This is a genomic window from Leifsonia sp. 1010 (assembly GCF_031455295.1).
In the GTDB taxonomy this organism is placed as follows: Bacteria; Actinomycetota; Actinomycetes; order Actinomycetales; family Microbacteriaceae; genus Leifsonia.
In genome coordinates, this window is the sequence record NZ_JAVDSL010000002.1 from 375855 (window position 1) to 387875 (window position 12021).

Genomic DNA, 12021 nt, shown 5'->3' on the forward strand with positions numbered 1-12021 from the left:
GCTGGCAGGGCTGCGGCGTTGCGTCGGAGACCAGCGGCAAGTCGTTCCGTATCTCCATCTGGGCCGCGGTGCGGCGGAGATTTGGCCGCACTTTACCGACGCTGGCCGGGCTGCGGGCTTGCGTCGGCGATGTGCCGCCCAGCGTCGGACATCGGCGCCAGGTGGTTCCGTATCTCCATCCGGGCCGCGGTGTGTCGGAGACTCCGCGGCACTTTACCGACGCTGGCGGGGCTGCGGGGTTGGGTCGGCGACGTGCCGCCCAGCGTCGGAAACCGGTGCAAGGTCGTGCCGCATGTCCATCCGGGCCGCGGTGCGTCGGAGACTTGGCGGCTCTTCACGAGGCGAGCTAACCCGTCGTGCAGGCGCCCTGGCGCCCGGCAGGTGAGGCCGACTACTCCATCTCAGCGTCGGGGGCCCGCACAAACGAAGGGGCCGCCCGCATCCGCGGACGGCCCCTCGCGCCGGGTACGGCGGCTGCTACTCGCTGATGTGCGCGAACAGGAACCAGCGGTCCTTGTCGAGCCCGCGGGCGATCTCGATCGCGACGTCCTGGCTGGTCTGATCGAGCTCCGCGAGCTCGCGCACCGCCGTGTTCACCCCGGCGAGGGCCGCGTCGAGCTGCGCGATGACCTCGGCGATGGTCTCGTTGGAGGGGCGGAACCCGGCGGTGAGCTCGCCGGTGGTGGTCTTGGCGGCGACGGTGCCGAGGCGCGCGTCGACGGGGAGGCCGAGGGCGACGATGCGCTCCGCGGCGAGGTCGGCCCACTCCTGAGCGTGGTCGACGATGGTGTCGAGAAGCTCGTGGACGCCGATGAAGTTGGCCCCGCGCACGTGCCAGTGCGCCTGCTTGCCGTTGACCACGATGGCGGTGAGGTCGATGACGACGGGGGTGAGGAACTGGGCGACCCCGGCTGCGACGTCCGGGTTCGAGACACTCTGGGTTGCGGCGATGTCCGTCATGATTGGCGTCCTTTCTTCTGCCTGCGATAACGCTACTCAGGCCCGCGAATTCCGCAACGAAGCGAAGGCTGCGCTTAGTTAGCCTGCCCTCTCATCCACGCGACTCGGGTTAACCCCCGTACGGGTTCGGCGGCGCCCGGGATGGGGTGCTGAGCCGCGCGCGACGAGGCTCGAACCATGACATCCACACCGCCGCCGAAGCTCCGCCGCCCGCGCGCATCCCTCATCGCGCTCGGCCTCACGGTCGCCCTCGCGGTGACGTCGGCCGCGACTCTGGCCGCGTGCAGCGGGCTCGGCGCGGGAACCGTCGACACGGCCGGAAAGGTCGACTTCGACACGCCACTGCCGGTCCCGCCTCTCGCCGTCCCGACTGTCGAAGCCGACGGCACCAAGACGTTCGAGCTCGACGCCCGCGCCGGTACGACCGAATTCCTTCCCGGAAAGAAGACGACGACGTGGGGTTTCGACGGCTCCTACCTCGGCCCCACCCTGGTCGCCGACCGCGGCGACGAGGTGCGCGTACGCGTCACTAACCACCTCACCGAGGAGACCAGCGTCCACTGGCATGGGATGCACCTCCCGGCCCGGATGGACGGCGGCCCGCACCAGATGGTGTCACCGGGCGAAGTATGGGAGCCGCGCTGGCGCATCGACCAGCCCACCGCGACCCTCTGGTACCACCCGCACCTGCACGGGCGGACCGAGCAGCACGTCCAGCTCGGGATGGCGGGGATGTTCCTCCTCCGCGACCCGCAGGAGGCGGCGCTCGCCCTCCCGCGCACGTACGGGGTCGACGACCTGCCGGTGATCGTGCAGGACAAGCGCTTCGGATCCGACGGACAGTTCACCGACTCCACCTCGGGATTCATCGGGCCGATCGGCGACACCCTGGTCGTGAACGGCGCCATCGGGCCGTACGCCGAGGTGACCACCGACCGCGTCCGCCTGCGCCTGCTCAACGCCTCCGCCGCGCGCACCTACGACTTCGGCTTCTCAGATCGGCGGACCGTGCAGCTCATCGCGACCGACGGTGGACTCCTCCCGGCGCCGGTGGCTCTGGACCACATCCGGCTCTCTCCGGGCGAGCGGGCCGAGATCGTCGTCGCCGTGCAGCCGGGGGAGCATGCCGTGCTGCGGTCATTCCCGCCCGACCTCGGGCTCGACGGCCCGCTGCCCGGCATGAACGCGGGCACCGACACCCTCGACGTGCTGCAGCTGCGCGCCGCCGCGTCCCTCGAGCACCGCCCCGAGGTCCCGGCCGCCCTGACTCCTACCGAGCCGCTGCCGAAACCGCAGGTCACGCGCACCTTCCGTCTCGACGGGCACGAGATCAACGGCCGGAAGATGGAGTCCGGCCGGGTCGACGAGACCGTCACCGTCGACACGGCGGAGGAGTGGGTCGTCACCAACACGATGGACCTGCCGCACAGCTTCCACGTCCACGACGTCCAGTTCCGCATCGCGTCGATCGGCGGCGCACCGCCGCCGCCCGAGCTCGCCGGCTGGAAGGACACCGTCTACCTGCCACCGCAGACCGAGTTCCGGTTGCGTCTGCAGTTTTCCGACTACACCGACCCCGACGCCCCCTACATGTACCACTGTCACCTCCTCGCCCACGAGGACGCCGGAATGATGGGCCAGTTCGTCGTGGTCCGCCCCGGCGAGCACGCGGGCGTCGTTCCGGAAGACACCACCGCTCCGCACGGCGGAAGCGGCCCACGAAAGGACACCAGTCATGACCACTGAAACGGACACCGGGCAGCCCGGCACGGCCCGACCTTCTGCCACGCTGGATGCTGTGACGCCATCCCAGCCCCATCCCGCCCGCGCGAACTACGGTTCGCTGTGGCGCGGTGTGCCGCGCGAGCTCGGCTTCCTGCTCCTGACGATGCCCATCGCGATCATCGGGCTCACGGTGCTGATGTCGCTGTTCTGGACGGGCGTCGGCACCATCGTGATCTACGTCGGCTTCTTCATCATCGTCGCCGCCTTCTACACCGCTCGGGGGTTCGGCCTGGTCGAGCTGACGCGACTGGATTGGGCGGGACGGCCGTCCATCCCGCGACCGGTCTGGGAGAAGCCGGGCACCCCACGCACGTTCCTCCGCTCGGTGTTCGGGCCGTTCGCGAACGGCCACTACTGGCTGTACCTGCTGCACGGGATGCTCATCAACCCGATCGTCAGCATCGTCTCGTGGACGCTGACCATCGTCTGGGCGTCGGTCGCGCTGGGCGGCCTGACCGGGTGGATCTGGGAGCCGTTCATCCCGCAGGGCGACCGCGACTTCTTCCTCTCCCAGACGGTGGTGGATGCGGTGTTCCGCACCACCTCGACGTTCGACCCGACTGTGGGTGACCGCATCCTGTACCTGATCGCCGGCATCCTCTTCGCCGCGACCCTGCCGTTCGTGACGCGCGGTCTGACGCTGCTGCACGAGGCGGTGGCGCGCGGCCTGCTCGGCCGGTGGCCGTCGGAGGAGCTGCAGCAGGAGGTGGCCGACCTCTCCGCCTCGCGCGGTGCGGCCGTCGCGGCGGAGGATCAGGCGCTGCGCCGGCTGGAGCGCGATCTGCACGACGGTCCGCAGCAGCGTCTCATCCGGCTGCAGATGGACATCGCCGCCGCCGAGCGCAAACTCACGGACGACCCGGACGCCGCCGCGACGCTGCTCGCCGAGGCGCGCCAGCAGGCGGGCGACACCCTGGAGGAGCTGCGGGCACTGTCGCGCGGCTTCGCCCCGCCGATCCTGCAGGACCGCGGCCTGGTCGCCGCCGCCGAGTCTCTCGCCGCGCGCAGCCCCATCCCGGTCACCGTGGAGTCGTCGCTGCAGCCGGGGGAGCGCTTCAGCCCCGAAATCGAGCGGAACGCCTACTACGTGCTCGCGGAGCTCGCCGCGAACCTGGCCAAGCATTCCGGCGCGCGGGCCGGCCGGCTCTTCCTGGAGCGATCGGTGGATGCGTCGGGCGCCGCGTGGCTGAACGTCTGGCTGACCGACAACGGCCGAGGGGGAGCCTCCCTCGTCGAGGGTCACGGCCTGCGCGGCCTGGAGGAGCGGGTGCGCGGCCTGCGCGGCGAGCTCGTCGTGGACAGCCCCGAGGGCGGCCCCACCCGGATCGGTGCGCGCATCCCGCTCGCCTGAGTGCGAACCGTGCCCGGCGCATCCAGTTGACGCAACACGCCGTCCGCCACCCCGGCGCGACGGCGTGTCGCGTCAACCCGGCGCGTCGGGCCCGCGCTCTAGGCTGGGTGGGTGCCGAGCGAATCCGTCCCCCTGCGTGTCGTCGTCGCGGACGACTCCGTCCTGCTGCGCGAGGGCCTCATCCGGCTGTTCGACGAGGCGGGCTTCGACACCGTCGGCGCGTTCGGCGACGCGGACACGCTGCTGGAGGCGGTGCCCGACCTGATGCCGGACGTCGCGGTGCTCGACGTGCGCATGCCGCCGACCTTCCGCGACGAGGGTGTGCGGGCTGCGCTGCGAATCCGCCGCGAGCATCCATCGATCGCCGTCCTGCTGCTGTCGCAGTACGTCGAGGGCACGTACGCGCAGGAGCTGCTCGCCGGCGGCGAAGGCGGCACGGGTTACCTGCTGAAGGACCGCATCGCCTCCCTCGATGAGCTGCGGGATGCGGTCACCCGGGTCGCTGCGGGCGGCACGGTGCTCGACCCGCAGGTGGTCCGCGAGCTGTTGACCCGGCGGACCGACCCGCTGGAGCGCCTGACCCCGCGCGAGCGGGAGGTGATGGAGCTGATGGCCGAGGGCCGCACGAACGCCGCGATCGCCGCCCGCATGGTCGTCGGCGTCGGTGCGGTGGAGAAGAACGTCACCTCCATCTTCCAGAAGCTGGGCCTGGAGGACTCCGGCGACGACCACCGCCGGGTGCTGGCGGTACTGGCCTTCCTGCAGCGCTGAGGTGTTGGATGGCCGCATGGCTGGTTTCGACGACATCACCAAGAAGGCGCAGGAGTTCCTGAACGACCCGAAGGTCAAGGACGCGCTCAACTCCGAGCAGGCGGAAGGCGTCAGCGACAAGCTCCTCGACGGCGTCGCCGGCGCCGCGAAGAAGGTCACGGGCGGCAAGTTCGACGACAAGATCGAGGGCGCGCGCGACGAAGCCGACAAGCACGTCGGCAACGAATAGCGGTCATTCGGTCGGCCGCAGCGGCCGATGGGCCCGAAACGCCTTCTTGTACGTGCGCATGCCCCACAGCAGGGACAGCACGACGACCGCCACCCCGACCAGGCACCCGAGCACGGCCGCGACGACGGGATGTGCGCCGAGCGCCCACGATGCCCCGCCGACGAGCAGACCGACGACGATCGCCTCCACGATGGTGATGATCATCATGGAGCTGCCGAGCACGGGACTCGGCCCACGCGGATAGAAGAAGTGGTACGTGATCCGCGCTCCGATCTCGTCGTCATGCGCAGACGCCATCAGGTATTGCTCCAGTCCGGGGTCGAGCTCCACGTACGCCGCCCGCAGCCGGTTCATGGCGACGACGTACATGAGGTCCTCGCTGGCCGTGTTGAACGCTCGCACCTCCGTGACCAGCCCGAGCAGCGCGAGCGCGAACAGCACCCCGAGCGCCGCCACCCCGAACCACCCGCGGAACCCGCTCGCCTGCCCGATGAACCCGAGCGTCACAAGCCCGGCGGACACCAGCGTCAGAAAGATCGCGATGCGCGTCAGCACCTCGCTCTGCGTCGTGCTTCGCGACGCCAGCAGCCCCCAGTGCTCGGTCGCGAGCAGCTGCGCGCGCAGGCTGCGCTGCGCGTCCGTGAGCCCGTCGTCGGGCGGGGGTGGTGCCGTCATGGGGGCATTGTGGCGCGGGACAGCGCCGTTGGCATCAGTTACTGCAAAACGATGGGATCGCTACATGTCTCCCGAGTGACTTGTGCGAAACGTTCACTCGATCGATGTAAGGCGGTTCCTTACCAACTCGATGCCTAGGTCGGGTCGTTTGGCTGGCCGTTCCTCAACGACGAATGGCCCCCGGTCGGCACGGGCCCGCGTAGACGCCATGAGGTCCTGCACGTCATTGAAGACGTCGAAAGTTTCACGACGCCACCGTTCTAGTTCCAGAACAGATGCAGATGCGAGGAAAAAAGACGCATTCCGCGCCTCCACCGAACCCTGGTCCCTGCGCGCCAGAAACTCGCGCAACTGCTGGAGCTCTTCCATTGTTGAAGCGGCTTCGGACGCTGACGCGCGCACTCGAGTCAAGAGTTCTGCGGTTCGCTGGAGGTCATTTTCGATCCCTGACCGCCACTTCGCCTCAATGTGGCGTCGGATGAATGAGGGAGCACTACTTCTCATCTTTCCCCTCACCTGGCTGACCACCGTCGGTAGGTCCGCGTTTAGTGCGCCGAACAATGCCCAGACGGGTTCGGAAATCACGTTGGCCATTCCAAGAGCAACTGCGAAAAGTGCGATGTAGGCCGCGACTTCGTTCCGCCGATCGAAGAACATCGCACTGAGGGCCGATACCTCAGAGGTCACGAGGCCGATTCCAACAACTACCCAATAAACCGAGGCGACGCGTCGGCCGACAGAGTTTTCTGGGCTGATGCGCTTTGCCTGCTGTCGGATCTCTAGGACAAACGCCAGGGCGATGACCGGTATTACTCCTGCCATCGGGATCCAATAACGCTCGACCAAAGCATTCACTCGACCACGCTACAGCGGTTGGGGTTCGCAGACGGATCGCGTGGCCAGCCACTAGGGCGTGAGGGCACTTAGATCGTCTTGGACGCTCGGGAAGCTAAGAGAGCCAGATCCGCTCCCCGGTCGTGTCGGAACTCGGACCGCCGCCGACGGTCCGGTGGTACGACCTTCGCCACACTGATGCTCGCTGGGGGCATTGTGCCTCACATGCTCGGACGCTGGATGGGACACGCGTCGCAGGCGACGACGGACACTGACTACGCGCACCCGCACCTCAACGACTACATCGCGGAGACCGCCCCGTTCGAGCGATTCGCGGCCGAGGCTTAGGTCTGTACGATCGCTTTGTGGCCGTCGCTGACTTCGCTGAGAAGACATTTGAGATTGCCTATGACATCGAGCTTGCAACCGGTGCCGGGGGCAATCCGGCTGTCTATGCTCCGTCGCAAGTATTCGAACAACTGCTGGGCTTCGACGCAGCTGCCAATCCGGATCCAGACCACGTTTTGTGGAAAGTGCTAAATGCGCCCCGTCCCCGCGGACTGACCCTCCTGTCTACCAATTGGTCGGGTTCTGGATTGCCCAAACCACTCGGGTCGGACCTGCCAGCCTTCCCCGTGAGTTACATCGTGCAGTTCAAGCGACCGGAGTTCCTACGCGGAGCGCGTGCAGCTCAATGGACCCTTTGGCGCGCGCCCTATTATCGATTCCGCCGTGAGCCAACTCAGCAACGCGTGCTCAAGCGTCTGGAAATCAACGTTGGCACCGAAGCAGTGGTCCGGTATGCGGCTCCGGCTTTTCATACGAACCAGGAGCTGGATGCGGCCCGCTGGACGCGGTCAATCATCTCGCGGACCGGCCATGTTGCTCCCTCGACATTGGCTGATCACAAGGTCTGGACGTACCAAGAGGCGGACTCTCCTGGCCGTGGCAATCCAACAGGTCCGTTACGGAGCTTCGACTCGTTCAATACTCTGTTTCGACCACTTGAAGAGGGGCCCGCCCGACCGTCAGGATTAGCCGTTCAGGGCACCGCGGTCGTATCCCACGTCGACCTCTTGGCGCGCGCTGCGCTTCTGCGCGAGCCCGCGCTTCGTCGAGTCATTTATGAGTGGGACGCAAGCCTCCAGGAGGCGGGCGTCTCCTTCCGTGAGCGACATGTAGCGTGCTCGTACGCAGCGGTACAGACTCTGATGAGCTGGATTGGTGCGCGTTGGTGGCTCCTGGACCAAGCAGCGGTGCGGTCGGAAGGCGCCGCAGAGGCAGGCTACTGACTCAGTGCATCCAAGAGGCCCATGAGCATGTTGAGCCGGTCGCTCGACGGTTCCGACCTTGTCGCGCGCTTCTGCTTCTTCACTTCTTCGAGCACGGCGGAGTAATCGCCAAACTCGGTTTCTGGACTTTCTGATGCCCGCTTTGGGCGTCCGAGGGATTCGGCCACAGCGGGCGGAAGAACCGGAATCTCCCCGAGTTCGGGCTTGGCGTACAACGGTTGCGAGGTCAGAGTGCGGACAAGAGTTTCCAGTGAGTCCGGGTTATCAGGAGCGACCCAGAACCGGGTGGCTCGCATTAGATCCTCAGGTATCGCATCTTCGGATTGCGACGGGAGGATAGCGACGATGACTTTCCGCTGCCACGCTCCCTGGTCGCGCTGGAAAAGCCCCTTCAAGGCGTCGGCCTCGGCCACAGCGCCCGCCCCGACCGTGAGGCTGTTGGTCCCTTCCCAGCGCTGCGCCCAAGCCTCAGAGATCGCAATAACGACGAAGTCAGAATCCTTCACCTGAGCCGGTCCGAAGCGAGTCCAGTCCGTCTCCGTCTCGTGGGAATGGAAGAGGTCAAGATCGGCATTGATGCCGTTCGCGCGCAGAGCTCCTGTGAACTCGACGACCTCACGCGCCCAGTCAGAAGCTTCCCGGTCGGTCCATCCCTCGCCCCGGTGGGCCCAGCTAACGAGGACGCGAGGCACCGGACGTTCCGCAGAGCCAGTGAGACCCCGTGCAGATTCCACCGCTTCTGTTGATCGACTAAGCCTGCTCGCGGCTTCAGCCGCCGCATGCGCGGCGTCGATTAGCCGGTGGCGATCGCTACTTTGTTCCATAAAGATGCTTCGCCATACTGGCGAACACCGCGTCGATCTGCTCGGTCGATGCGTCCGCCGAGATGTGGACCTGAACGTCTACGTGCAAGTTCGGGAGCTTCGTCTGCGGGGCGCCTTGCTTACTTTCGGCCCCCGCGCCGGGATTGGCCTGGATCGACGCGTCGGCCGAATTGGTCTCGTCTTTCCTCTTCGGCTTCTCAGCAGCGGTCTTGCGTTGCGCTCGCTTGGGCGTAGGGCCGTCCCCGTTAGCCGCCTTTGCTTGCCGTTCGGTGCTAGGGAGGTTCCTCGAGACCAGTGAGAGATAGAAGCGCGCTTGGATCCCTGCCGACGCCTGACCGCCTCCCGTGTGTCGCATGAACCACGCCGTTACATCGGCAGCGTTTTCGCTAGGCCCGGGGTACAGGTCGCGCAACTCCTCGGGGTAAACGTTCTGCACGATCTCCTGCGCGGCGGCGGCGTATTCCGTGTCAATCCTGAATCGCTTTGCGAGGTCGGTGGGCACACCCTCAGCGTCGATTAGTCCGATCGTCTTGAGCTGCGGAATTAGGTTGCGCGCAGCCTTCTCCGTGTTAAAGCCCAGTGCCGACTGGAGATAGGACGGCGTGACTTTCGCGGGGACCGACTTCTGGAAACGGAGTCGCAACTCGCTCCATACGTTGGCGGAGACGTAGGGGTAGCCCTTCGTGCTGGTGGCGGTGTCAGTCACTGATGCTCCTTAGTCTGGTGACTGCATACTGCCCGAGTGTGCGTAGGCCCAGGAACGACACGCGGGCATCTGCCTAGGTGTGCCGCGAACGGGGGCCACGGCGTTTTGACGGGGATCGCGTTCCGGAGCGTTTCGCTCAACGGGCCGCTCGACCAGTGTTTCCAATGGAGGGGATGACGGGAATCGAACCCGCGTAATCAGTTTGGAAGACTGAGGCTCTACCATTGAGCTACATCCCCGGCGCCGCAGGTGCGGCACGGTGGCCGCCCGATTCTTCGCGGCGGCCGACGACCATCGTAGTACACGCGCGGGGGAGCACGTGTGCAGTAGACTTGCCCAGGTCTTTCGCACCGCTTCAAGCCGGGGCGTAGCTCAGCTTGGCTAGAGCGCCCGCTTTGGGAGCGGGAGGTCGCAGGTTCGAATCCTGTCGCCCCGACGAGGACCTCGTTCCTTGCGAGAAGACCATCGTTCGATCATTCAGGAGAACCCAGACATCGTGAAGACCACGGTCGAGAAGCTCAGCCCCACCCGGACCAAGCTCACCATCTCGGTGACGCCGGAGGAGCTGCAGCCTTCCATCAAGCACGCGTACGAGCACATCGCCGAGCAGGTGACCATCCCCGGTTTCCGCAAGGGCAAGGTGCCGCCGCCCATTATCGACCAGCGGGTCGGCAAGGCCGCCGTCCTGGAGCACGCGGTCAACGAGGGTCTCGACGGGTTCTACCGTCAGGCGATCGAGGAGAACGACGTGCGTCCTCTGGGCCGCCCGGAGGCCGACATCACCGAGTGGCCGAACGAGTCCGACTTCTCGGGCGACCTGCTGCTCACCATCGAGGTGGATGTGCGCCCCGAGGTGAAGCTGCCCGACTTCGACGACATCACCATCACGGTCGACGCGGCCGAGGTGGGCGTGGATGACGTGGAGGAGGAGCTCGACCGGCTCCGCAGCCGCTTCGGCACCCTCGTCACGGTCGACCGTCCCGCCAAGACCGGTGACTTCGCGCAGATCGACCTGGTCGCCGTGATCGGCGGCGAGGAGGTCGACACCGCCGCGAACATCTCGTACGAGATCGGCTCCGGCGAGCTCATCGACGGCATCGACGAGGCGCTCGACACGCTCACCGCCGGCGAGACCACCACGTTCGAGGCGCCGCTCATGGGCGGCGACCACGAGGGCGAGAACGCGCAGATCACCGTCACGCTGAACGCCGTCAAGGAGCGCGAGCTCCCCGAGGCCGACGACGACTTCGCGCAGATCGCCTCCGAGTTCGACACCATCGGCGAGCTGCGCCAGAGCCTGCGGACGCAGGTCGAGCGCGCCAAGGTGTTCGGCCAGGGCACGGCCGCCCGCGACCAGCTGGTCGACAAGCTCCTCGAGCTGGTCGAGATCCCGGTCCCGGAGCAGCTGGTCGAGGACGAGGTCCACCGCCACCTGGAGCAGGAGAACCGCCTCGAGGACGACGTCCACCGCGCCGAGGTGAAGGAGTCCAGCGAAAAGACCTTCAAGACGCAGATCCTCCTCGACGAGGTCGCGCAGGAGAACGACGTCAAGGTCAGCCAGGACGAGCTCACCCAGTACCTCGTGCAGGGTGCCGCGCAGTACGGCATGGACCCGAACGAGTTCGTGAAGATCCTCAGCGAGAACGGCCAGATCCCGTCGATGGTCGGCGAGGTCGCTCGCAACAAGGCGCTCGCGATCGTCCTCGGCAAGGTGAAGGTCGTCGACACCAACGGCAAGCCGGTCGACCTGGCCGAGTTCACCGCCATCGCCGACGACGCCGAGGCCGACGACACCGCCGCTGCGGACGAGGCTCCCGCTGCCGAGGAGGCCCCCGCCGAGGAGGCCCCCGCCGCCGAGGAGAAGCCCAAGAAGCGCTCCACCAAGAAGAAGGCCGACGACAAGTAACGTCCCCGCCGTCACGAAGCCGGGCCGCGCCATCCGCGCGACCCGGCTTTCGTGCATCTGTGGGACGCAAGGCGCCGTTCTGGCACCATGAGAACGGCGTGTTGCGCCCCACAGACCGAACAGTGCGAAGGAGAACGGGATGGACGACTGGCGACAGCGAGTGGATGCGGTCTGGGCCGACGCGGACGACACGCGCGAGCAGGCCACCCTCGACGCGATCGACGCCCTCGTCGCCGAACGCCCCGCGAACGACCCGGAGGCGCTGTTCGAGGCGGCCGGCGGCCGTGACTTCGCCGGCCGCGAAGCCGACGCCGAGCCCTTCTACCGCGCAGCGCTCGCCCACGGCCTCACCGAGCCGTACCGCGGGCAGGCGATCGTGCAGCTGGCGAGCACCCTCCGCAACCTCGACCGTCCGGCCGAGGCACTCAGCCTGCTGCGCGACTTCCTCGGCGCAGAGCCCGAGCATCCCCTCGCCGACGCGGCCCGCGCGTTCGCCGCGCTGTGCCTGTTCGACGACGGGATGCGCGCCGACGCGCTCCGGGAGGCGCTCGGCGCACTCGCCCCGCACCTGCCCCGGTACGGCCGCGTGGTGACCGCCTACGCGGCCGCCCTCGACGACGACTGACCCCCGCATCGACTCCCCGGCGCGCTGCTCTCTCTGCCGAGGGCGAACAGCGCCGAAATGCGC

Annotated in this window: 12 protein-coding genes and 2 tRNA genes; 8 read left to right on the top strand and 6 right to left on the bottom strand. The window is 67.2% G+C overall.

The window, feature by feature from the left end:
* Positions 1-477 precede the first annotated feature (477 nt).
* Positions 478-960 carry a Dps family protein gene (locus J2Y42_RS12545; RefSeq protein ID WP_020074922.1) on the bottom strand — a complete coding sequence of 161 codons (483 nt, stop codon included), beginning with the start codon at positions 958-960 and terminating at the stop codon, positions 478-480.
* A 177-nt stretch (positions 961-1137) separates the two neighbouring features.
* Between J2Y42_RS12545 and J2Y42_RS12550 the strand changes: the two genes are divergently transcribed.
* The 4 genes from J2Y42_RS12550 to J2Y42_RS12565 all read left to right on the top strand — a co-directional run bounded on the left by J2Y42_RS12550 (position 1138) and on the right by J2Y42_RS12565 (position 5096).
* A complete protein-coding gene (locus tag J2Y42_RS12550) occupies positions 1138-2706 on the top strand; it encodes a multicopper oxidase domain-containing protein (protein WP_309859080.1) in 1569 nt (522 codons plus the stop codon).
* Positions 2696-4096 (top strand): sensor domain-containing protein, encoded by a 1401-nt coding sequence (locus tag J2Y42_RS12555; RefSeq protein ID WP_309859082.1) that lies wholly within the window; start codon positions 2696-2698, stop codon positions 4094-4096. The genes J2Y42_RS12550 and J2Y42_RS12555 overlap by 11 nt, the downstream gene beginning before the upstream one ends.
* 111 nt (positions 4097-4207) lie before the next feature.
* Complete coding sequence (locus J2Y42_RS12560; protein ID WP_309859085.1) at positions 4208-4867, top strand: response regulator transcription factor; 660 nt, start codon at positions 4208-4210, stop codon at positions 4865-4867.
* 16 nt (positions 4868-4883) lie between these two features.
* Positions 4884-5096, top strand: a complete 213-nt coding sequence (locus J2Y42_RS12565) for an Rv0909 family putative TA system antitoxin (RefSeq protein ID WP_089875537.1) — start codon at positions 4884-4886, stop codon at positions 5094-5096.
* Positions 5097-5099: 3 nt separating this feature from the next.
* Here J2Y42_RS12565 and J2Y42_RS12570 read toward each other — a convergent pair whose 3' ends face one another.
* Both J2Y42_RS12570 and J2Y42_RS12575 read right to left on the bottom strand, forming a co-directional pair.
* Positions 5100-5771, bottom strand: coding sequence for a hypothetical protein (locus J2Y42_RS12570; RefSeq protein ID WP_309859087.1), 672 nt, complete (start codon positions 5769-5771; stop codon positions 5100-5102).
* Between the two features lie 93 nt (positions 5772-5864).
* Complete coding sequence (locus J2Y42_RS12575; RefSeq protein WP_309859089.1) at positions 5865-6626, bottom strand: hypothetical protein; 762 nt, start codon at positions 6624-6626, stop codon at positions 5865-5867.
* A gap of 344 nt (positions 6627-6970) precedes the next feature.
* Between J2Y42_RS12575 and J2Y42_RS12580 the strand changes: the two genes are divergently transcribed.
* Positions 6971-7897 (top strand): hypothetical protein, encoded by a 927-nt coding sequence (locus J2Y42_RS12580; RefSeq protein ID WP_309859093.1) that lies wholly within the window; start codon positions 6971-6973, stop codon positions 7895-7897.
* Here the strand turns inward: J2Y42_RS12580 and J2Y42_RS12585 are convergent.
* From J2Y42_RS12585 to J2Y42_RS12595, 3 genes are all read right to left on the bottom strand, one after another.
* Positions 7891-8721 (bottom strand): SEFIR domain-containing protein, encoded by an 831-nt coding sequence (locus tag J2Y42_RS12585; RefSeq protein WP_309859095.1) that lies wholly within the window; start codon positions 8719-8721, stop codon positions 7891-7893. The two genes, J2Y42_RS12580 and J2Y42_RS12585, sit on opposite strands and share 7 nt — an antisense overlap.
* Positions 8708-9427, bottom strand: a complete 720-nt coding sequence (locus tag J2Y42_RS12590; protein ID WP_309859097.1) for a DUF5343 domain-containing protein — start codon at positions 9425-9427, stop codon at positions 8708-8710. Before J2Y42_RS12590 ends, J2Y42_RS12585 begins: the two co-directional genes overlap by 14 nt.
* Before the next feature lie 165 nt (positions 9428-9592).
* Positions 9593-9666 (bottom strand) — tRNA-Gly (locus J2Y42_RS12595).
* Between the two features lie 122 nt (positions 9667-9788).
* On the opposite strand from J2Y42_RS12595, the gene J2Y42_RS12600 reads away from it, so the two are divergent.
* From J2Y42_RS12600 to J2Y42_RS12610, 3 genes are all read left to right on the top strand, one after another.
* Positions 9789-9863, top strand: a tRNA-Pro gene (locus J2Y42_RS12600).
* 60 nt (positions 9864-9923) lie between these two features.
* On the top strand, positions 9924-11333 hold the full coding sequence (tig, locus tag J2Y42_RS12605) for a trigger factor (RefSeq protein WP_309859099.1): 1410 nt from the start codon (positions 9924-9926) through the stop codon (positions 11331-11333).
* A gap of 139 nt (positions 11334-11472) precedes the next feature.
* The gene (locus J2Y42_RS12610; RefSeq protein WP_309859103.1) at positions 11473-11958 is read left to right on the top strand and encodes a tetratricopeptide repeat protein; all 486 of its coding nucleotides are present in this window, start codon (positions 11473-11475) and stop codon (positions 11956-11958) included.
* Positions 11959-12021: the final 63 nt, after the last annotated feature.